Source organism: Apibacter muscae, assembly GCF_007845595.1.
Lineage (GTDB): Bacteria > Bacteroidota > Bacteroidia > Flavobacteriales > Weeksellaceae > Apibacter > Apibacter muscae.
In genome coordinates this window covers 23,121-46,325 of sequence record NZ_SELI01000020.1, presented here as the reverse complement: position 1 = coordinate 46,325, position 23,205 = coordinate 23,121, and the positions used below count along the sequence as shown (strand labels likewise).

Here is a 23,205-nt window from a genome sequence, read left to right as displayed (position 1 = left end):
TTATAAATTTTTCAAAGTTTGTTTAATAAGGTCTTCTAAATCAATATCAGGGTTACTATCTAAAATTTTATCCATTAATTTTTCAGATATTTTTTTGGATATACCTAATACTTCTAGTGCATTTAACGCTTCAATTTTAGTTTTATTGCCTGATACTTTTTCTAAGCTGTCTGAATAATCTAAATGGATGATTTTATCTCTTAAATCTAATATTATTCTTTGAGCTGTTTTAGCACCTATTCCCTTAATCTTTTGTAAAGCTAGGTTATTGCCATTGGAAATGGCAGAGGCTATTTCTGAGGAAGACATGGATGATAGCATCATAATAGCTGAGACTGGTCCTAATCCATTTACACTTATAAGCAAGTTAAATAATTCTCTTTCTGCTTTAGTTGAAAATCCATACAACAAGTAAGCATCTTCTCTAACTATTTCCTGTATATATAAATGTACTTTGCTTTGATTTTGTAAAGCAGTGTACGTTTGCAGACTTATAGTAGCAAAATATCCCACTCCATTGCAGTCAATGACTACACTAGAGGGGGATAATTCGTATACATTCCCTGATAAATGAGTTATCATAAAATTAATATCTTTATGCGAAAATAAGTATAATTTTTCACTAAAGAATTACAAGGAATTTACAATTATAAAAAATTCTTTGTTTTATACGTGATTTTAAATTAAGAATTTTTAGGAGTGATGTTTAATCTTTCTTCCAATTCTTTTTCATAAGCCTTCCAATCCGTAATTGCTTTTCTTGATACTCCACTTTCAATAGCTGCTTTTGCTACAGCCATGGAAACTTTAGTAATTAATCGTTTATCAAAAGGTTTTGGTATTATATAATCTTTTCCAAATTTAAGATCTTGAATGTTATACGCTTGTTTTACATCCTCAGGTACAGGTTCTTTAGCTAATTCAGCCAATGCTCTGACAGCTGCTAATTGCATTTCTTGATTTATATCTGTTGCATGAACGTCTAAAGCTCCTCTAAAAATATATGGAAAACCTAATACATTATTCACTTGATTAGGATAATCACTTCTACCGGTGGCCATAATCACATCATTTCTAGTTTCAATGGCTAAATTGTAGTCAATCTCTGGATCTGGGTTAGCCATTGCAAAAACTATGGGATGGCTATTCATAGAAAGTAGCATTTCTGGAGATACTATATTGCCTTTAGAAAGTCCCATAAATACATCGCTACCTTTCATAGCATCTTCTAAAGTTCTATCAGAGGTTTCTACAGCAAATTCAAGTTTTTCTTCATTTAAATCTGTTCTACCTTTATATATCACTCCTTTACTATCGCACATTAATATATTTTCTGCACTTGCTCCTAAGGCCTTGTATAGTCTAGTACATGAGATGGCTGCAGCCCCTGCCCCACTAACAACAATTTTAACTTCTGAAATCTTTTTTCCTGATATTTCTAAAGCATTTAATAATGCGGCAGCAGATATTATTGCTGTACCATGCTGATCATCATGCATTACAGGTATTCTTAATTCTGCCTTTAACCTTCTTTCAATCTCAAAAGCCTCCGGAGCTTTAATATCTTCTAAATTTATACCACCAAAGGTAGGTGCAATAGCTTTTACCACTTGTATAAACTTTTCCGGATCTTTTTCATCAACCTCAATATCAAAAACATTAATCCCTGCAAAAATTTTGAACAGAAGCCCTTTACCTTCCATCACAGGCTTAGAGGCATCGGGACCTATATTCCCTAATCCTAATACCGCTGTACCGTTTGAAATAACAGCTACTAAATTTCCTTTACCTGTATATTTATACGAATCAATAGGATTTTTATTTATAGCTAAGCATGGTTCTGCTACCCCAGGGGAATAAGCCAATGCTAAATCTTTTTGTGTAGAATGAGGCTTTGTAGGTATAACCTCTATTTTACCTTCCGGTTTAGAACTATGATATAATAAAGCTTCTTCTTTTAATTTACTGTCTTTAGGCATATTTATTTTGTTTTTAATTATATTTTACAGCCCGTAAAGTTAATATTTTTATAAATTACAATAGTTAAAGATTTTCAAGTTATTTAATTAAATAACTTAATTAAAAGCTATAATTATATGGCATGCAAGCAACTAATGATCGCAAAAGAATTATTATTTAAATAAATCCTAAATGGATTAATTGCATTGTATTTATTAATAATCTTGAATTATACCATATTTATGGAGATACATAATTTTAGATTATATTTAAAAATTTAACTACTAAAGTAATTTTATTACCTTTGAATTGGTATGAAAGACTTATTTAAAGATTTAAACGAGATTCAAAAACAAGCAGTTAGCACTACAGAAGGTCCTTTAATGATTATTGCAGGTGCTGGTTCTGGAAAAACTAGAGTTTTAACTTATAGAATAGCTCATCTAATAGAAAAAGGAATTGATTCTTTTAATATATTGGCATTAACCTTTACGAATAAGGCGGCAAGAGAAATGAAAGAAAGAATTTCTTCTCTAATAGGAGGAACAGAGGCTAAGAATTTATGGATGGGTACTTTTCATTCCGTCTTTGCCAGAATTTTACGTGCAGAGGCTCATAAACTAGGTTTTCCATCTAATTTTACTATATACGACTCTCAAGACAGTGTAAATGTAATTAAAAAATTAATTTCAGAGATGCAACTGGACTCTGACATTTATAAACCTAAACAGGTTCTAGGGAGAATTTCCAGTTATAAAAATAATTTAATTACGGTTCGTGCATACTTTAATAATCCTGAATTAATTGAAGCTGATCAAGCAGCAATGAGACCTAAAATAGGTGAAATCTATAAAGCGTATGTGGAACGATGTTTTAAATCCGGAGCCATGGACTTTGATGATTTACTACTTAGAACCAATGAATTATTAACAAGGTTTCCTGAAGTACTAGCAAAATACCAAGATCGATTTCGATATATTATGGTGGATGAGTACCAAGACACCAATCACTCCCAGTACCTTATAGTTAAAGCTCTGGCTTCACGTTTTGAGAATATTTGTGTTGTCGGTGATGATGCACAATCCATTTATGCTTTTAGGGGAGCCAATATCAGAAATATATTAGATTTTCAGAAAGATTATCCGGATGCCAAAATAATACCCTTAGAACAAAATTATCGATCCACCCAAATTATTGTAGAGGCAGCCAATGAAGTAATCGCTAAAAATAGAGATCAACTTGAAAAAAATGTTTGGACGCAAAATAATGAAGGTGATAAAATACCTTTATATAGAGCTCTTTCTGATGCAGATGAAGCAAATTATGTAGCCGCGGAAATTTTTAATTTAAAACTTACTCAACAAAAAAGAAATAAAGATTTCGCTATTCTTTATCGTACCAATGCTCAATCTAGAGCAATTGAAGAAGCATTAAGAAAAAAAAATATCGCTTATCAAGTCTATGGTGGTTTATCCTTTTACCAAAGAAAAGAAATAAAGGATTTACTTGCATACCTCAGAGTATTAGTTAACCCTAGGGACCAAGAAGCTTTACTAAGAATAATTAATTACCCTGCAAGAGGCATTGGAAATACTACTTTAAATAAATTAATAGTAGGCGCCGATCAACAAGACAAACCAATTAACGAAATTCTTGAAAACATTGAGTTATTAGGACAAACCATAGGTTTAAACAAACCAACCATTGAAAAACTAGCCAATTTTTGGACGATGATTAAAAGTTTTCAAGTTTTACTGAAAACTGAAGATGTTTACGAAGTGGCTATGAAGGTGGCTATAACATCTGGGATTCTTAAAACATTAAAAGAAGACGACACCCCCGAAGGTATATCTCGAGTAGAAAACGTACAAGAGTTAATGAATAGTTTGCAGGGCTTTGTTGATGAGCAAAGACAATTGGAAGATGGAGATCCTAGTTTAAATTATTTTCTAGAAAATATAGCCTTGGCTTCTGATCTTGATAATGGTAATGAAGAGGATGATAAAGTATCTCTTATGACCATACATTTAGCGAAAGGACTGGAATTTCCAGTAGTTTTTATTGTAGGTTTAGAAGAAAACCTATTCCCTTCCCAAATGTCTTTAAATACAAGACAAGAATTAGAAGAAGAGAGAAGATTGTTTTACGTTGCACTTACTCGTGCCGAAAAGAAAGCTTACTTTACTTATGCCACCACGCGGTTTAGATGGGGTAAAATTGTGGATGGAGAACCTAGCCGATTTCTAGAGGAAATTAATAATAAACATTTAGAAATATTAAATATTGAATTTAAAGGTTCTACTAAAAATCGTTCAGGTTTAGATTCAGATCTTTTTGATGGTGATTTTTCACCACGATATCCGAAAGGACCAAACCCTAAATATCAAAATAAACAAGAACCTCCAAGATCTCCACAAAATTTGAAACCTATATCTAATGCTAAGTTAACCCATCCTGTTGGAGGATCACTCTCAGATTTAAAATTAGGAGATCATGTACTTCACGATCGATTTGGCAAAGGAATTGTTAAATCCATAGAAGGAGATCCCGAAAATGCGAAAGCTTTAATTGACTTTGAGAATGAAGGAGAAAAAAAACTTTTATTGAAATTTGCTAAACTTAAAATTCTTAATTAATGAATGATTTTATTAAACATCACTTTTATAGTAGTGAAAATGATAAGTAAATTTAATTCAATTTAAAAGTCTACTTAGTATAATTTAATTATTCTCTAAATTGAAATTACTATTTAGACTAGAATGTTAATTAATTTTTTTAGTAATTCATTTATAAATTTATAGATTTAACAATGAAATCAAACGAAAAATTATTTATATAAATGCCAAATGTTTAACTTTGAACAAAAATTTCAACCTTGAATTTTACTTGGTTTATATCAAAAAAAATAGCTTTTTCTAAAAGTAATAAAAAGAATCTTTCTCAGATTATTATTAGAATCGGTCAAACAGCAGTTGCCATTGGAATTATTGTTTCAGTAATCACCTTAGCCATCGGGATTGGGTCAAAAAAGGCTATTAAACAAAAAATGGCTGATTTTAATGGTCACATTACCATAAAAAGTTATGACAGCAACAATTCTTACAATAGCTCCAAACTTAATAAAGAAAATGTTGAAATTGATAAAATCAAGTCTAATCCTTATGTTTCTGAGGTTTATCAATATGCCACCAAAAGTGGGGTCATTAGAACTGAAAAAAATTTTGCTGGCGTAATTTTAAAAGGTGTTTCTTATGATTTTGATCGAAATAGATTTAAAGAATTTATTATAAGAGGTGAAATCCCTAAATATTCTGAAGATTCAGTTAATAATGAAGTTTTATTGCCTGAAAAAATTGCAAAAGAAATGCAATTGGATGTGGATTCATCCTTTGTCATGTTTTTTGTAAGAGAAAATGATTCCCCCATTTACCGTAGATTCAAAGTAAAAGGTATTTATAGGACTGACATTAAGCAAATTGACGATGTATTTATAATTGGTGATATTAAACACATTCAAAAGTTAAACGGATGGTCGCCCAATGAAATTGGTGGATACGACATTTTTATTGATGATATAGAAATGTTAAATGAAGTTTTTCCATCTATTGAAGAAGCAGTGGGTTTTAATAACTACGCTGAAAAAGCTACTACAACTTTTTCACAGATTAATGATTGGATTCAAATTTTTGATACTAACATATTTATTATTTTGACCATAATGATGGTGGTGGTAATCATCAATTTAATCATGGTGCTAATCATCTTAATTATTGAAAGAACCAATTCTATAGGTATGCTAAAAACACTAGGTGCTTCCAATAACCAAATCAGAAAGATTTTTATTAATTATACATTAATCATAATGGTTCCAGGCCTTGTTATAGGTAATATAATTGCTATTATTTTACTATACATACAGAAAATTTTCAAAATTATAAAGTTAAATCCAGATAATTATTACGTTAGTTCTGTACCTGTTTACATCAATTTTTGGCATATAGGTATAATATCAGTTTTAGCTATAGTAATAAGTGGAATAGTTTTACTTTTTCCTTCTTATTTAATCTCTAAAATATCTCCAATTAAAGCATTAAAGTTTCAGTAAATGAAAATTTTGAATAAAAAAATAAGTTTAACTCCCACCAAACTCTTATCTTCTTTAATCATTCAATATTTTATTTACCAAATTTTAATGATGGGTATAAATCCTACCGGAGGAAATTGGTATTTTACTATTTTACTGAAAATAAAATATTCATTTAATACTTTTTTTGGAAATTTCAAACTATCCATTGGAGATTGTTTTTATATACTGCTAGGTATATTATTTATTTATAGTTTATTTAAAATAATTATTTTCTTGTTTAAAAAAGAAAAAAGTAAAGCTATTAAGCACTCTATATTTATTTTATTTACTATAAATTTTTTGTATGGCTGGTTTATGTTATCATTTGGCTTACTATACAGTCAAAAGCCTTTTACAAATTATCAACAAAACAAAGAGCATAATTATTTAGACGATTATAAAATAGTTGCCAATCATTTATTAAATGAATGTATAGAGCTTAGAGAAAAATTACCCTCTACAAAATCAGGAGAACTTTATATAGGCAATGATATCATTAATGAACTTTACCAAGAACAAAGTGCTGTTTATGGAATACCCCTACAAAAGAGTAATGTTAAAAATTCTTTGTTCTCCTTATGGCTTACTAAAATTGGGGTTTTAGGTTACTACAACCCATTTACAGGAGAGGCACAAACTGTAAATGGACTACCACCTACCTCATATCCATTTACAATAGCTCATGAAATGGGACACCAAGCAGGAATTGCAAGAGAAGACGACGCTAATTTTTATGCTTTTTATATGGGAGAATCTTCTTCTATTCAAAGTTTTCAATACAGTGTAAAGTATAAGGCCTTGCAATACATCCTTAGAGAAATCTATATAGACGACTCTACTTTTGTTCATCGAATTATAAATAATTATTCCACTCTTATGAAAAAAGATAGAGAAATAGAAATTAAATACTATTCCCTCATCTCAGATTTAGGATCAGACGCTTTTTCCGTTTTAAATAATGCATACTTGCGTAGTAACAGTCAAAACGAAGGCATCGTTGCTTACAATCAAGTTTCTAATATGATCGTTAATTTTTATAAAGGACAATATCCTTCACTATTTACAAATGAAGCGCTTATAAAAGGCAAATAACAATATTATATAATATTGTTCTATAGGTTGTTTTATAAATAACACAATAAACTGCACCAATAAACCAACTATTCTAATAAATTCAATCATTGATTACATATTATAGAGATAGTTTTATATACAAATTTACTTATTTCATTATATTTTTAATTAGATTTAAAATAGAATTCCCATAAGCATATAACTTCTAATATTGATATTGAATATACGATCTTGCATATTAACAACTTTATTCAAGATCATTTTACCGATACAAAATCACGGTTCTTTTACAATCCATTTTAATATTTTGTACCTTTGAAAAATTATTTAACCTGTATAAAAATATTATAAAAACATAACACTTAAATGAGTCGATATACAATTACTACCGCACTTCCTTATGCAAATGGACCATTACATATAGGACATTTGGCTGGTGTATACATACCTGCCGATGTCTATGCTCGATTTTTAAGAAGAAAAGGGCATGATGTTATATTGATTGGTGGATCCGACGAACATGGAATACCAATTACCATACGGGCAAAAAAAGAAGGAATTACACCCCAAGATGTGGTAGATAGATATCATGAACTCATGAAAAAAACTTTTTATGATTTGGGTATTTCTTATGATAATTATTCAAGAACTACTTCCGATATACATAGAGAAACAGCTCAAGAATTTTTCACTAAACTCTACAAAGACAATAAGTTTATTGCTAAAGACATTGAACAATACTACGATGAAAAATCTAGAGAATTTTTAGCCGATCGTTATATTGTAGGTACTTGTCCCAAATGCGGAAATATAAATGCTTATGGAGATCAGTGTGAAAAATGCGGTTCCACCTTAAGTCCTGAAGAATTAATTGAACCTCACTCTATGCTCAGTGGAGAAAAACCTATATTAAAAAAAACTAAGCACTGGTACTTGCCCCTTGAAAACTATCAAGAATTTTTAACCCATTGGATATTACAAAATCATAAAAGTGATTGGAAACCCAATGTATATGGACAAGTAAAATCATGGTTGGATGACGGATTAAAAGCTCGAGCTATGACTCGTGATTTGGACTGGGGCATACCAGTCCCTCTAAAAGATGAGGATGGGAAAGTATTATATGTTTGGTTTGAAGCTCCTATTGGTTATATCTCATCTACTAAAGAATGGGCTAAAAATAATGAAAAAGATTGGGAACCTTATTGGAAAGATAAAGATACTAAATTGGTTCATTTTATCGCAAAAGACAACATTGTATTCCATTGTATAATTTTCCCTGCTATCCTCGAAGCTCATGGAGAATATATATTACCAGACAATGTACCAGCCAACGAATTTTTAAACTTAGAAAACGATAAAATTTCTACATCAAGAAATTGGGCGGTATGGGCGCACGAATATTTACAAGATTTCCCCAATAAACAAGATACACTACGATATGTTCTGTTATCTAATGCCCCTGAAACCAAAGATAACAATTTTACATGGAAAGACTTTCAAACCAAAAATAACTCGGAATTGGTAGGTATTTTTGGTAATTTCATTAACCGAGTTTCTGTTTTAATGCAGAAGTATTATGAAGGCATTATTCCAGAAGTATCCATTTCTAATAATTTTCCAGAAATTAAGGAAATTAGTCAAATAGCAAAAGAAATAACTTCCTACTTAGAAAAATATGAATTTAGAAATGGACTTAATTCCCTAATGAAAATTGCACGTTTAGGAAATAAGTTCTTTCAGGATCAAGAACCATGGAAGCAGATTAAAGAAAATCCGGAAAAAGCCAAGGAAAGTTTATATATATCTGCACAAATAGCTGCCTATTTAGCTCAGTTATCAGAACCATTTACACCTTTTACCTCAAAAAAAATAATGGATGGTTTAAATTTGAATTACGTTTCTTGGAATGATTTAGAAGAAGGAAAAATTCTTTTACCGTCAGGTCATAAAATAAATACCATCGATTTACTTTTTTCTCCTATAGAAGATGATGAAATTAAAGCCCAAATTGAGAAATTAAAAAATTCAAAAAAAATAAATCAAATGACAAATAAAAATTCTGAACCGTCTAAAGAAATCATCAGTTTTGAAGATTTTGAAAAGATTGATTTAAGAGTGGGTACTATATTAGAGGCTAAAAAAGTAGAAAAAGCAGATAAACTTTTACAATTTAAAGTAGATACAGGAGTTGATATTAGAACCATTGTTTCTGGCATTGCAGAAAGCTTTACGCCAGATGAATTGATCGGGAAACAAGTAACCGTTCTTTTAAATCTAGCCCCTAGAAAAATACGTGGAATTGAAAGTCAAGGAATGCTTCTTTTAGCAAAAGATGAAGAAGGTAAGCATGTTTTTTTAACCCCGGATAAATTTCTTAGTAATGGTTTATCAATAAAATAAAACATAATTTTCTTAATTTATTTTTAAGCATGTTTATTTAATTAGACATGCTTTTTTAAATTGAGGAGAAAGTAAATGGTCACCTACAAAAATCTTAAATCATAGTGTGTTTATTTTTAACCCATGTTTTAAAAATTAACTATAATAAAATTATAGATATAATAGTTCAATGTATTGCCTTTAACGATTAAATTTCCATTTTTTAAATTCTTTTTGTAGCTTTGCGAGCTATATCAAATATGCATATATAAATGAATGTTACACAGAATAAAATAGATAATTTAAATACTGTTGTTAGTATTACTATTAAACCGGAAGATTACAAACCAAAAGTTGAAAAAGCACTTAAAGATTACCAGAAAAAACTAAATATGCCTGGTTTTCGAAAAGGCAAGGCACCTATGGGTATTATTAAGAAACAATACGAAGGTGCAGTAACTTTTGAAGAAATTAACAAAGTATTAAATGATTCTTTAAGTAACTACATTTCAGAAAATAAATTAAATATTTTAGGGCAGCCTTTACCTAAAACTAATGACAATTTAGATGTTAATGCAAATGAATTAACTTTTGATTTTGAACTAGGTTTAGCGCCTGAATTTAGCGTTGATCTTTCAAAAGCAAAAATTGATTATTATAAAATTGAAGCTAGCGAAAAGGAAATCAATGAAACAATAGAGAAAATGCAAACTCAATTGGGTCAAATTATAGATGTTGATCAAATTGAAGATGGCGGTCACTTCTCTGCTCAGGTTGAAGAAATAGATGAAAATAATCAATCAATTGAAGAAGGAATAAAAACTAATATTACTTTTATAGTTGACGATTTAAAAAATAAAGACTTATTTATAGGTAAGAAAAGCGGAGAAATCATTGAAATCAATGCTCAAGAAATTTTTAATGACCCTCATCAACTTCAACATTTTTTAGGATTAACCCACGAACAGGCTCACGATTTTAATGGTAAATTAAAAATAACGATAGAAAAACCTTCGAAAAGAACAAAAGCTGAAGTAAATCAAGAACTTTTTGATAAAGTTTATGGTAAAGATAAAGTTTCCTCAGAACAAGAATTAAGAGAAAAAATAAAAGAAGAATTAGAGGGTTATTATAAAAGAGAGTCTGACAATAAATTCATGAATGATTCTGTTGAATGGCTTTTTGAAAATATAAATTTTGATTTACCTGAAGAATTTTTAAAAAAATACATTAAAAATTCATCTAAAGAGCCTTTGAATGATGATGAAGTCAATTCAGAATATGAAAAATCTGAAAAAGGTCTACGTTATCAATTAATTGAAGGACAAATACTATCTGACAATAAAATAAGCATTCAATACAATGATCTTGTTGAATTTACTAGAGATCAAATGAAACAGCAATTTGCAATGTATGGATATAATGATATTCCTGAAGCTGAACTGAATAAATATGTTGCTAATGCTATGAAAAATGAAGAACAAGTACGTCAAGCTTCTAACAATTTGATTCAACAAAATCTATTTAATATTTTTGATAAGCAAATTGGAAAAGTGGAAAAAATTGTTCCTCTTGAAGAATTTAATTCAATAATTAAAGAAGAAAATTCTAAGTCTAAAATTTAATTTCTACATAAAACGATATAAAAAAAGCTAAGTGAATATTTTACTTAGCTTTTTTTATATCGTTTTTCATCCTTAATTACATTGAATTGTATCTTTCAAACATCAAAATATAGATTAAGTATCACTAAAAAAACCACCTAATAAATTAGATGGTCAAAATAAATATTCCCTAAAAATAAATGTTGTAAATGTTAAATTAGTCTAGTTAAAAGTTTATTTATTAGTTATATTAGTGTTATTAGCTCTTAATCCTAGTTCCTATTTATTTTAAATTAGCTCTTATATAAAGTTTTTTAGTGGTGTATTTTTTAATACACTACAAATATATAGACTTTTTTCTAAACACAAACATTTTTGTTGTTTTTTTTCAATTAATTATAAAAATTTTAACAAAAAAAATCTAATAAAATTAGATAATTAAAATAATTATTCCCCAATAAATAAATATTGTAAATGTTAGAAATTAGTCTAGTTAAAAGTTTATCCACTAGTTATATCAATGTTATTAGCTTTTAATTCTAGTTCCTATTTATTTTTTAATCAGTTCTAATAAAGTTTTTTTGTGGTATATATTATTGAATATTTTACAACAAGGTCACTTACTAATAAAAACCAGTAAGTGATATAGAAAATTTTCAATTCTTCTTATAAAGAACTATTTTAAACTATAATTCAAAATTCAAATTTGCATTTTCAAGAATTTTTTTCTGTCTTTGTTCTAACACTCTCTTAACATTGTGAAAAACCCTTCCAGTTAAACTCCTTGCCCATCCCTTTCTTCTTAATGAGGGAAGCATTTTCTCTAAAGAATCAAAATGACTGTAGAGCATTTCAAACTCTTTTTTTTGTTCTTGTTCTTCATCTACAATATTCATTATCTCAATTCCCAATATTCTTCTCAGTTTATTTAATTCTTCTTTGGCTTTTAAAATTTCCTCTGTAGTAAAGTAATCATTTTCATAATCATTAAATTTTTCACAAATTTTATTAATTTCCTCTTGTTCTTCTTCAATAATTTTTAATGGTGATTTTAATGATATTTCATTCCATAATGATTCCAGCCATATTTTTATCTTTTCATAAACATCAGTTTTTTTATTTAAAGTAAAACTATCATAAGATGAATAACGACCAGGCACACATTCTCCATATATTTCATATTCATCTTTTTCTTCTTTAAAATGATTTTTATCTTGAAACATTATATAATGCTCCGGATTAATTAATGAAGTTATATTTAAAGTATCTTGAATAATATTAATTTTAAAATCAATATATTCAAAATGAACATCCTTTTGAAAAACATCAATTATATTATCTAATAAATCTTGTTTTATCATAGTATAAATAATTTTGATAATAAAAATATTGATAAATATCTATCTTATTTTGTATCTTTGATTACAAATTTATAATTTTTTCTATATTGTTGTTAATAAAGTTATGAACACTAAAACTAAATTTACCATAGATCGCCTTGTTGAATTTATGGATTTTAAATGCCTTAATGATAATCAAATTACCAAAATTGCAGGACTATCCATTGGATTAATTGGCAGAGCAAGAAAAAATAAATCTGGCTTGCATACAGATACTATTGAAAAAATATTAATTACATTTCCTGAATTAAATCCTACTTGGTTATTAACTGGAAAAGGTAAAATGCTAATTATGGATAATCAATCGGTAGATGATAATAATAAATACTCCGAAACTTCTAATTCTGAAGAATCTAAAGATAAAGATTTTCTTTTTGAAGTTTTCTCTGCTCAAAAAGAAATTATTCATTCTTTAAAGAAAAAATTTTTTAAAACTGAAGAATCTTTAAAAAAATAATTATCCTTGATTGGCTGTTTCAATGACAACATATACAGGATAATGATCGCTATACCCCCCAAGGTATCTACTTCCTGTATAAGTCCTCCATGGAGTGCCTAATTTCCCTCTTTCTTTATTTTGTAGATAGGACTTGTTGAAAATTTCAGCTTTTTTATAAATTAACTGACTTTCTTTATTAAAGAATGAGGCAGATAATAGGATTTGATCAAATAAAAGACCTTTTTTGTGATGATAAGTACTATATTTTCTCTCAGAATATAGATTTTCATAGGGATTGTAAAAATCTGTACTATTTAAATCTGATTCATATTTTTTACAATGAAGTTCTTTAGTTAAATATTCAGCTGTAGGATTTTCGTTTAAGTCGCCCATTATTATGATCTGAGCATCACATTCATTGTTAAATATTTCATCAATTCTTTCTCTTAATTTGTGTAATAATACAATACGTTTAGGTTTATTGCTATCGTTTTCTCTTTTTGAAGGTAAATGTAGAACGAAAAAATGTATGTCTTTTCCAACGAATTTTCCTTGGGCATAGGTTATATCTCGAGTATAATCTCTTACCCCTTGGTTGTTGTAAACAGGTATGCGAATAAAATCGTATTTTTCAAGAGTAAAAAATTCTTTGTTATAAAAAAAAGCGGTATCTATACCTCTTTCATCCAACGAATCGGTATGCACATAACCATAATTGGCGCGAAATGGAAATTCTTTCAATAATTCTTCTATAACTTTTTTATTTTCAATCTCGCATAATCCAAAAAATGTAGGTAAGCGGCTGGTTTCTTCCTCCCCTATTAATGATATGGTTTTCGCAATTTTTATAAGTTTATGCTTGTATCTGTTTAACGTCCAAGATTTTTTACCGTAATAAGTATAATCATCGTCCAATTTATTTTTATCTTTAACTATATCGTACAAATTCTCTACATTATAAAAAGCTATGGTATGGTGCATTTGTTTAAATTCTTTAAACAAAAATAGCTTTTTTTCTTGCCTTTTTGGAATTTGCATGTAAAATAAACACTATGTCGCTAGCATTAACTTCTATATTTTAAGAGTAAACTATTTCCTACTACACTTAAGCTACTTAGTGCCATAGCTGCCCCTGCTATCATTGGATTTAGTAAAAATCCATTGATAGGATACAATATCCCTGCCGCAATAGGAATACCTATAAGGTTATATATAAAAGCCCAGAACAAATTATGTTGAATGGTTTTAACTGTACGTTGGGAGAGTTTTATCGCTTGTGGAACTTTTAATAAATCACCAGAAATTATGGTCATTTTTGCTACTTCAATAGCAACATCGGAACCATTTCCCATGGCAATACTTACATCGGATTGTGCCAATGCCGCGCTATCATTTATTCCATCCCCTATCATAGCTACAACAGTATTTTTCCCTGAATGTGCTTGAATTGATTGAAGTTTCTTAACATAATCAATTTTATCCTTAGGAGAAACTTCTGCTTTATATTTTTCTATTCCAACTGTTTTAGAAACTTCTTTAGCCGTATGTTCATTATCTCCCGTAAGCATCACCACCTCAATACCCATTTGTTTCAAATAAGCGATAGCTTCAGAAGAAGATGGTTTAATAGCATCTGAAATAGAATATGCGGATAAAACTTTTCTTTCGCTACCGAAGAATATTACTGTACGAAATTGTTTGAATTGTTCCAACATCCATTCTTCTACATCATTAGATATTAAAACTTGTTTTTCCTTCATTAAGGCTAAACTTCCAACAAAATAGTTTATATTTTCGTAAGTAATTTGAACACCTTTACCTACTATATTTTCTAATTGAATATTTGAAATAAATTTTGGAGAATCAGTTTCTAAATTTTTTACCACAGAATTTGCCAAAGGATGATCAGAAGATTTCTCCATACTATAAAGAAGATTTACTAGGTACTGATCTTTTGGAACAAACCATTTAGAATCATATACTTTAGGCTTGCCTTCCGTGATAGTTCCCGTTTTATCTAAAACTACCACATCAATATTCTTTGCAGCTTCTAAGCTTTCCGCATCTTTAATTAGTATTCCTAATTCTGCTCCTTTTCCTATGCCTACCATAATTGCTGTGGGTGTTGCCAAGCCTAAGGCGCAGGGACAAGCAATCACTAACACAGTTACCAAGCATTGCAACCCGTAAATAAATCCATGGGTTCCTCCAAAGAATAACCAAATAAAAAAAGTAAAAAAAGCAATACCAAAAACGATCGGTACAAAAATCCCAGCTATTTTATCAACCACTTTTTGCACCGGTGCTTTACTTCCTTGAGCTTCTTTAACAGATTTAATTATTTGTGATAGTAAAGTTTCGCTCCCCACCTTTTCCGCTTGATATACAAAACTTCCCTTCTCATTTAATGTTCCAGCATATACATTTGAATCTTTAATTTTCTCTACGGCTAAGGGTTCTCCACTTATCATACTTTCATTAACAAATGAAGACCCTGAAATAACTTTGCCATCTACTGCTATTTTTTCTCCTGGTTTGACTAGAACTTTCATTCCTTTCTGTATAGATTTAATAGGTAACTGGGCTTGCTTTCCATCTTCATATATTACAGTTACAACTTTAGGTTGTAACCCTACTAATTTTTTTATGGCTAAAGAGGTATTTCCTTTCGCTTTTTCTTCTAGTATTTTACCTAACAATACAAATGAGATTACCACTGCAGATGCTTCAAAATAAACATGCGCACTCAATCCTTTATTTTCCCAAAAATGTGGAAATAAAGTATTAAAAACACTATAAATATAGGCAACTCCCGTACTACAGGCCACTAATGTATCCATATTAGCAGAACGGTGTTTGGCTTGTTTATAAGCTCCTATAAAAAAATTTCTTCCAAAAATAAATATTACTGGAGTAGCTAAAATCCACATTGCAAAATTAGCCCAAGGTTGATGCATGAGTTTAGGTACCATAGCAATAACAACCAAAGGTATGGAAAACAACAGGGAAGCTATAGTTTTAAATTTTAATTGATGAAAATTTTTCTTTTGAATATCTTCCAAAGCTTCCTGACCTTCCTCACTTTCATCAATTAACAGATCATAGCCTATTTCTTGCAAAGATTTTTTAAAATCTTCCGGTGTGATTAAACTTGGAATATACTCAATGGTTGCTTCTTCATTGGCATAATTTACAGAAGCGGAAATAACTCCAGGCTGAAGTCTTAAAACATTTTGGCTACTATTGGCACAGGAAGCACAACTTAACTGTAAGACTGGATAATTTTTTTTGGTTGTTTGTATCTTAAAACCTAGGTCTTTCAAATTATTAAACACATCCCATATAACCTCTGCTTGATCCTCTCCTTTATCTATCTCAAAACTTATATTCTTGGTATTAAGATCTATTTTAAGATTTTTAACACCATCTAAATGATTAACTCCGTCAGAGATAATTTGAATTTCATGCTTATTATTTAAATTAACTATACTTAAACTTACCTTTTTAGGAGAAAAATTGTTTTCAACACTCATTTTATACTGCTATTCATTACTTATTGATATCTACACAAATTATTCCATATTTCTAAGCCATATTCTGAAATTTAGGAATTATGTTCATTTAGATATTTTTTCTTAAATTCGCCAAATTAAAATTCGGCCTCATAGTTCAATGGATAGAACAAAAGTTTCCTAAACTTTAGATGTGAGTTCGATCCTCGCTGGGGCTACAACAATAAAAAGACTTAAATTATTTATTAACAATATTTTAAGTCTTTTTCTATATTTAGATGTAATATTAAAAATTATACTCTTCCACAAAACACGGTAAGTATTCAAAATCATCAATCAACATATTTTGCTTATGCACTTGGTTATATTCAAATATCTTATCAAGTTCTTTTTGAGACCGTCTTCTCATAACCCAATCTTTATCTTGATGGCTATTCAGCACATAAGCAATCATTTTTAATTGAGGATGTCAAGGCTGACCTGTATAAATAAAACTTTATTACTAAGGCAACTTTATTTTTTCGCCTAAAAATTTGGGTTGTTTATTTAGAATTAAGTCTATGAACATTTTTACCCGCGCCAGTTTTTCTCTAAGCATGGTTTTAAATCCATAATAAGCCGTAACGTCTTGGGCATTGTAGCCAATGGCATCTATATCGTAATGGAGAGCTAGGGTAACTGCCCTTTCGTTATGAAATTTTTGCGATACAATCGTAAATTTATTTTGCCCAAATATTTCTTTCATTCGGACAACCGAATCCAGAGTTCTCAATCCAGCATTATCTAAAAATATACTATCGGCGGGCACTCCTGCTTTTACTAAATCGTCTTTCATGTCTTGGGATTCGTTGTAGTCTTTCTGGCTATTATCTCCACTTACTACAAAAATAGTAGCTTTGCCTGCATGGTAAAGATCGGCAGCTGCCTTTATTCGGTAAACAAAATATAAATTATTTTGTCCGCTTTGCAGTTTTTTTGAGGTCCCTAAAACCATCGCTACCCGATTGGCCGGAATTTGTTCCGTTGAATCGTACAAATATTTTTTAGATAAACGGGAAACTGCCCAATCTGCCAGAACAATTATTACTAGAAGTAGTATAACAAATGCTATTGCAATTTTCAATAATTTTTTGAAATTCATAAAATTTAGAAGTTAGTTTTAGGTTGGCCATTGAGTTTACTTCTCTAGCAATCTTTCAATGAGATCATTTTTTTCTTTTATCATACGTTCATATAATACTTCTTTCTCCGTATATAATTCTACTATTTTATCTATGGGGTTGAAAGTTGGTTGATAGCTTACAGTAGATGCATTATCATGATTATTAAAAGTATTAGCTACAAAATTCAAAGTTCCTTCATCATTAAAATTCTCAATAGCCTCCACTGGTATTTTTAAAACCTTAGCAATACGTTCCAACATATCCTTTTCCAGCTCTTCCTTTGCCTCTAGCTTAGAGACAGTTGCTTGGGTAACATCCAACTCAATAGCTAATGTCTCTTGTTTGACACCTAGCATTTCCCGTAATCTTTTTATATTTCTTCCTTGATGTACTCTTTTATGGGTGGTATCTAAATTCATATTTTATATCTATTTAATTGGTTTACAAAAATAAAAAATATAATATGCGGAAAATATATTTTGTCTCTGTAGTTATATTTTTTCTGTTCAATATTTGTAATCCGATAAAGTTATACTTTTTTTGTATATTAAAATTCAAACATGGGAGCACTTTTAAAAGAAATAAAAGAAAACCGAGGGCTTCGTTTTATGAATATCGGAGCAGTAAATTTCCAAAATTTAAGTTTTAATATTATATCAATTATTAATAGCTGTCAATCTCACCTCTTTAATTATAAAAAAGAATGTAATAAGGATTTTATAATAGATGTTTTAAATTTATTAGAAATAGCTAAATCCCTTATACCTCATGGGGAATTTGAATTGTTAGATCGGTTGGATAAAATATCGGAAAATTAGTATTTTAAAGTTTGAAATGTAATCTTAGTAAATACTAAAATTTAAAGCAAGCATTCTTCAAAAATATTAATAATAAATAAAGATAAATTATGACTATGGGTTCAATTCATAAAGTCTAATTTATCTTTACATTAATTATAAAAATTTATTTACTGATTATTCTATCTTCTGAATCGTAAATCCGGCTTTTTTTACAGCCTTTACCACCTCCTCTTCTATTTCATTAGACCCTTCAACGGTAAGAATTTTTTCTGGGTTAGTGGTATCTACCTCCCATTTAGTAATACCTTCCACTTTAGACAAAGACGGAGTAACCGCTTTTACACAACCTCCACAATCTATATTTGTTTTAAATTTTAATGTTGCCATAAATCTATTTTTTTTACTAGCTACGGCAAAATTCATGCTAATATATATAAGTAAGATCTATATAAAAAATTATATATCTTCATCCAGATTATGAAATCAATTACATTTTAATGCAAGTGTATAAATATCATTCTAGCAAATCTATACAATTACTTATATTTGTAAGGATCTTATAAAAAAATAACAAATGCTAGTATTAAAATTTGGTGGCACCAGTGTTGGAAGTGCTGAACGTATTAAAAATTTAGCGAAATTAACAGAAAATTTTTCGCCTAAATTAGTAGTTTTATCTGCGATGAGTGGAACTACCAACGCTTTGGTTGAAATATCTAATGCTTTGTACGAAAAGAATTCTGCTAAAGCTAATGATTTAATTGAAGATTTAGAAAAAAAGTACCAAGTTGAATTAGCTAACTTATATAAGAATCCTAGCATACTAGATAAAGCCAAAGAATTTATAAATACTCACTTTAATTACCTTCGTTCTTTTTTAAAATATCCTTTATTTACAGAAAAGGAAGAGAAAGTTATCCTAGCGGAAGGAGAATTGTTAAGTACTACCATGTTTCATTATTATTTAAGTGAAATTGGAGAAAAGTCGATTCTTTTACCAGCTTTAGATTTTATGCGTATTACTCGTGAAAATGAACCCGATATGGTTTATATTGAAAACCATATTAAAGAGGAAATGAAGAAATATCCGGATATAGATTTCTTCATTACACAAGGATACATATGTAGAAATGCGCAAGGAGATATTGATAATTTGCAACGCGGTGGTAGTGATTATACGGCTTGCATTATTGGTTCTGTTTTAGATGCAAAAGAGATACAAATATGGACGGATATTGACGGAATGCATAATAACGATCCTCGATTTGTGGAAAAAACACATCCTATTCAAGAACTGAGTTTTGATGAAGCTGCAGAACTTGCCTATTTTGGTGCAAAAATTTTACATCCTACGTGTATACTACCCGCTCAAAAAAGAGGAATTCCGGTGGCTTTGAAAAACACAATGCAACCGGAAGCTCCAGGCACTTTAATTGGGAATTTAAAAACGCCGGATGGAATACGTGCAGTGGCAGCCAAAGATAATATATTCGTAATCACCATAAAAAGTGGTAGAATGTTATTGGCACATGGCTTTCTAAAAACAATATTTGAAATTTTTGAAAAATATAAAACATCCATTGATGTTATTACAACTTCTGAAGTTGCAGTTTCACTAACCATAGATAATTCTAATCACTTAGAGGCTATTGTGCATGAGCTTTCAAAAATTGCACAAGTGGATGTTGTTAAAGATCAAACCATCATTGCTATTGTGGGAAATATAGCAAAAAACAAAGCCGGATATGGAGTGCAAATTCTTGAAGCTTTTAAAGAAATTCCTTTACATATGATTTCGTATGGAGGTAGCGAACATAATGTAACAGTAGTTATAGATAGCGAATATAAAAAAGAAGCATTAAAAGCTCTAAACCATAAACTTTTTGGCTATTAATTTGATAAGTAGATATTTAAAAAGGCGAAAAAATATTTAATTTTTCGCCTTTTTACTTTAAACCATATTTAATTTTTTAAAAATAAAATACATTTGCAACAAATCTAAAATTTAAAATAAATAAAATCAATGAATGCTGTTCTAATCGCCGTTTTAATAATGCTTATTCTTTCAGGACTTCGGGTACATGTTTTAATTAGTTTATTGGTGGGATCTATTACCGCTGGTATATTAGCAAACATGTCTCTGTCTCATACTATGGAAGCCTTTAACGAAGGAATCAAAAATGGCGCATCAATTGCATTGTCTTACGCATTGCTGGGTGTATTTGCAATTTCTATCTCAAAATCTGGATTGCCGCATGCCTTGTCTAACATTATTATAAATAGCCTAACCCATGGCGGTAGTAAAACTAAAATAAAATGGCTGTTGATTACCGTTATTGGTTTAGTTAGTATTTCTTCTCAAAATATTTTACCTATCCATATTGCTTTTATACCTATTTTAATTCCTCCTTTATTGTTTGTAATGGCTAAATTAAATCTAGACCGAAGAATGATGGCCTGCATTATTTCATTTGGTTTAGTTACCCCTTATATGTTCCTTCCGATTGGATTTGGTAATATCTTTTTAAATGAAATTCTAATGGCAAATATATCTAAAGCAGGTATGGATGTATCCAATGTTAACGTTATGGAAGCTATGAGTATTCCTGCTCTAGGTATGTTATTCGGGTTGCTTTTTTCAATTTTTATTTCTTACAGAAAGCCGAGAAAATACAGTGAGGGTAAGATAAAAAATACGGAAAAGCTAGAAATTAAATTAAATAAAAGATCCATTTATATATGTTTGATTGCCATTGTAGTAGCATTTGCCGTGCAACTATATTCAAACTCTATGATTTTAGGTGCTCTCGCTGGGTTTTTATTATTTGTTGGTACGGGAATTATTAAGCGTAAAGAGGTTGATGATACTTTTGTGGAAGGTGTTAAAATGATGGCTATGATCGGTTTTGTTATGATAACTGCCCAAGGATTCGCAGAAGTTCTTAATGAAACCGGTGAAATACCTAGCCTTGTAAACGCCAGTATTTCTTTATTTTCAGAAAATAAAATTGTAGCATCCTTCTTTATGTTACTTGTGGGTTTAATTATTACTATGGGGATTGGTTCATCTTTTTCAACCATTCCTGTAATAGCTGCAATTTACGTTCCCTTATGCATAAAAATGGGCTTTTCTCCTATGGCAACGGTATGTTTAATTGGTGCAGCAGGCGCCATTGGAGATACCGGATCACCTGCTTCTGATTCTTCTTTATCTGTTACAGCCGGGCTAAATATCGATGGTCAACATGATCATATAAAAGACACTGTTATACCAACATTTATACATTATAATATACCTCTTTTTTTAGCCGGATGGATTGCATCCTTAATGTTATAAAAAATATTTTGTAGTCTTTGTGATATATTATCAATCTAGATATAGTAATTATTTACAATATCTAGATTGATTTTTTTTAATATAGAAATATTTTACGTGTAAAATATTTATCAATGGGGAAATTCAATTTGAGCCAAACGAACAAACTCAATGATTTCAAATGTATTATTATAAATAATATAAAGTCCTAGAATACTTAATACTATACACAAAACATTATAATATTTTTTTGAAGAATTTCTATAGAAAGACCATCCCAGAAGAATTGGTACAATAAATATGAAATGCCCACCGTAGATTATACTTTCAAATAAACCCAATTTCAAGATCATATGAAGAAAAAAATCAATACCAAAAGAAATTACAGGTATCCAAACTAATCTTGAATTATAATTTTTAAATATGCCAATTAATATTATTATAATTATTGCAAATATGCATAAATATTGTGTCCAAGAATCATAAAAATAAGAATATATTCCTCCTAAATTTTCTGTACCCCAAACATTAGTTTTTGAAAGATAAACGCTTGGAAATAAAATATTACCACCAAAAAATTGTGAAATAAAATATTCATGAATCCCGTGTTCCAAATTCTTTAGAAATGCAAACATTTCAGCCCTCTCCATATTAACACCTAAAAATTCAAGCACTCTAAACCTAAGCGAAGCAAGTATTATTAAAGTAATTAATAGTGATGAAATAAAGAGTTTTTTAATTACATTAATATAATTTTTTTTGTTAAGATTCTTCTCAAATAAAATTGGAATCACTGCTTTCGGCGTATTAGTTATGGTTTGCCCTCCAATCAATGTTCCTATAAAAACATAATATAAGGTATGAATTTTTTTATTATTAGAAATAAAATAAGAAACTAAAAATATATTAAGCGATAGTAAAAATAACGAGAAAGTAAATGTTTCTGGTGTAAATGAAAGTAATAAATTACATGTATAAAATGTATACGGAAAAATAATAATTAAAGTTTCTTTTATATTTAATTTTAAAATTTTAGTTAAATATTTATATACGAATAAATTTGAATAGGAAACAAAAAAAGCGCACAAAAAAACTACTATTAAAGTATATATTTTAGGACTATACCCTACTGCATTAATAATATAATTTAAACAAATAATAGGAAAGTATAAAATTCCATTGATGGGATGTGTCACTTCAAACATACTTCCATATTTTAAACATATGGAATTATCAAATCCAAAGTACATATCAACTCTACCATCTTTATCAATAATATCAGTTGTAAGAGATAAATAAACTCCAATTGGATAATATAAAATCAATGAAAATAATAAAACTAAATATTCATACTTGGTTTTAGGTAAAAGAATTGATAAATAATCTGTAATGACAGTAAATTTACGCTTTTCCATAAAATGCAGTTTTTT

17 protein-coding genes, 1 tRNA gene and 2 pseudogenes are annotated in these 23,205 nt (G+C 29.3%); 10 read left to right on the top strand and 10 right to left on the bottom strand.

Going from position 1 to position 23,205, the window contains the following annotated elements:
* Complete coding sequence (gene ruvA, locus ETU10_RS07780; protein WP_146311217.1) at nucleotides 1–582, bottom strand: Holliday junction branch migration protein RuvA; 582 nt, start codon at nucleotides 580–582, stop codon at nucleotides 1–3.
* A gap of 125 nt (nucleotides 583–707) precedes the next feature.
* A pseudogene (locus ETU10_RS07775) lies at nucleotides 708–1,979 on the bottom strand (malic enzyme-like NAD(P)-binding protein); the annotation flags it as partial.
* A gap of 294 nt (nucleotides 1,980–2,273) precedes the next feature.
* Between ETU10_RS07775 and ETU10_RS07770 the strand changes: the two are divergent.
* The 5 genes from ETU10_RS07770 (at nucleotide 2,274) to tig (ending at nucleotide 11,166) form a co-directional block, all read left to right on the top strand.
* Nucleotides 2,274–4,595, top strand: a complete 2,322-nt coding sequence (locus ETU10_RS07770) for an ATP-dependent helicase (RefSeq protein WP_146311213.1) — start codon at nucleotides 2,274–2,276, stop codon at nucleotides 4,593–4,595.
* Nucleotides 4,596–4,834: 239 nt separating this feature from the next.
* On the top strand, nucleotides 4,835–6,064 hold the full coding sequence (locus tag ETU10_RS07765) for an ABC transporter permease (protein ID WP_146311211.1): 1,230 nt from the start codon (nucleotides 4,835–4,837) through the stop codon (nucleotides 6,062–6,064).
* Nucleotides 6,065–7,177, top strand: a complete 1,113-nt coding sequence (locus ETU10_RS07760; protein WP_146311209.1) for a DUF3810 family protein — start codon at nucleotides 6,065–6,067, stop codon at nucleotides 7,175–7,177.
* A gap of 348 nt (nucleotides 7,178–7,525) precedes the next feature.
* The gene (metG, locus tag ETU10_RS07755; RefSeq protein WP_146311207.1) at nucleotides 7,526–9,562 is read left to right on the top strand and encodes a methionine--tRNA ligase; all 2,037 of its coding nucleotides are present in this window, start codon (nucleotides 7,526–7,528) and stop codon (nucleotides 9,560–9,562) included.
* 251 nt (nucleotides 9,563–9,813) lie between these two features.
* Nucleotides 9,814–11,166: a trigger factor gene (tig, locus tag ETU10_RS07750; RefSeq protein ID WP_146311205.1), complete on the top strand. Its 1,353-nt coding sequence runs from the start codon at nucleotides 9,814–9,816 to the stop codon at nucleotides 11,164–11,166.
* 665 nt (nucleotides 11,167–11,831) lie between these two features.
* Here tig and ETU10_RS07745 read toward each other — a convergent pair.
* Nucleotides 11,832–12,506 (bottom strand): hypothetical protein, encoded by a 675-nt coding sequence (locus ETU10_RS07745; RefSeq protein ID WP_146262662.1) that lies wholly within the window; start codon nucleotides 12,504–12,506, stop codon nucleotides 11,832–11,834.
* Between the two features lie 103 nt (nucleotides 12,507–12,609).
* Here ETU10_RS07745 and ETU10_RS07740 point away from each other — a divergent pair, with 103 nt between their 5' ends.
* The gene (locus ETU10_RS07740; RefSeq protein ID WP_146262661.1) at nucleotides 12,610–13,002 is read left to right on the top strand and encodes a hypothetical protein; all 393 of its coding nucleotides are present in this window, start codon (nucleotides 12,610–12,612) and stop codon (nucleotides 13,000–13,002) included.
* Here ETU10_RS07740 and ETU10_RS07735 read toward each other — a convergent pair whose 3' ends face one another.
* Entirely contained in the window at nucleotides 13,003–13,965 is a 963-nt protein-coding gene (locus tag ETU10_RS07735) for an endonuclease/exonuclease/phosphatase family protein (protein WP_185145082.1), read from the bottom strand.
* 83 nt (nucleotides 13,966–14,048) lie between these two features.
* Nucleotides 14,049–16,517, bottom strand: a complete 2,469-nt coding sequence (locus ETU10_RS07730) for a heavy metal translocating P-type ATPase (protein ID WP_146311201.1) — start codon at nucleotides 16,515–16,517, stop codon at nucleotides 14,049–14,051.
* 125 nt (nucleotides 16,518–16,642) lie between these two features.
* Here ETU10_RS07730 and ETU10_RS07725 point away from each other — a divergent pair.
* A tRNA-Arg gene (locus ETU10_RS07725) sits at nucleotides 16,643–16,714 on the top strand.
* 68 nt (nucleotides 16,715–16,782) lie between these two features.
* Here the strand turns inward: ETU10_RS07725 and ETU10_RS07720 are convergent.
* From ETU10_RS07720 to ETU10_RS07710, 3 genes and pseudogenes are all read right to left on the bottom strand, one after another.
* Nucleotides 16,783–16,986, bottom strand: a pseudogene (locus ETU10_RS07720) (class I SAM-dependent methyltransferase family protein); the annotation flags it as partial.
* A 12-nt stretch (nucleotides 16,987–16,998) separates the two neighbouring features.
* On the bottom strand, nucleotides 16,999–17,637 hold the full coding sequence (locus ETU10_RS07715; protein WP_146311197.1) for a SanA/YdcF family protein: 639 nt from the start codon (nucleotides 17,635–17,637) through the stop codon (nucleotides 16,999–17,001).
* A gap of 36 nt (nucleotides 17,638–17,673) precedes the next feature.
* A complete protein-coding gene (locus tag ETU10_RS07710) occupies nucleotides 17,674–18,078 on the bottom strand; it encodes a helix-turn-helix transcriptional regulator (protein WP_146311195.1) in 405 nt (134 codons plus the stop codon).
* Nucleotides 18,079–18,219: 141 nt separating this feature from the next.
* Here ETU10_RS07710 and ETU10_RS07705 point away from each other — a divergent pair, with 141 nt between their 5' ends.
* The gene (locus ETU10_RS07705; protein ID WP_146262655.1) at nucleotides 18,220–18,477 is read left to right on the top strand and encodes a hypothetical protein; all 258 of its coding nucleotides are present in this window, start codon (nucleotides 18,220–18,222) and stop codon (nucleotides 18,475–18,477) included.
* A 156-nt stretch (nucleotides 18,478–18,633) separates the two neighbouring features.
* Here ETU10_RS07705 and ETU10_RS07700 read toward each other — a convergent pair whose 3' ends face one another.
* On the bottom strand, nucleotides 18,634–18,846 hold the full coding sequence (locus ETU10_RS07700; RefSeq protein WP_146311192.1) for a heavy-metal-associated domain-containing protein: 213 nt from the start codon (nucleotides 18,844–18,846) through the stop codon (nucleotides 18,634–18,636).
* A 187-nt stretch (nucleotides 18,847–19,033) separates the two neighbouring features.
* Here ETU10_RS07700 and ETU10_RS07695 point away from each other — a divergent pair, with 187 nt between their 5' ends.
* Nucleotides 19,034–20,353 carry an aspartate kinase gene (locus tag ETU10_RS07695; protein WP_146311190.1) on the top strand — a complete coding sequence of 440 codons (1,320 nt, stop codon included), beginning with the start codon at nucleotides 19,034–19,036 and terminating at the stop codon, nucleotides 20,351–20,353.
* Between the two features lie 129 nt (nucleotides 20,354–20,482).
* Nucleotides 20,483–21,796 carry a Na+/H+ antiporter family protein gene (locus tag ETU10_RS07690; RefSeq protein ID WP_146262652.1) on the top strand — a complete coding sequence of 438 codons (1,314 nt, stop codon included), beginning with the start codon at nucleotides 20,483–20,485 and terminating at the stop codon, nucleotides 21,794–21,796.
* A 110-nt stretch (nucleotides 21,797–21,906) separates the two neighbouring features.
* Here ETU10_RS07690 and ETU10_RS07685 read toward each other — a convergent pair whose 3' ends face one another.
* A complete protein-coding gene (locus tag ETU10_RS07685; protein WP_146311188.1) occupies nucleotides 21,907–23,190 on the bottom strand; it encodes a DUF6080 domain-containing protein in 1,284 nt (427 codons plus the stop codon).
* Nucleotides 23,191–23,205 lie beyond the last annotated feature (15 nt).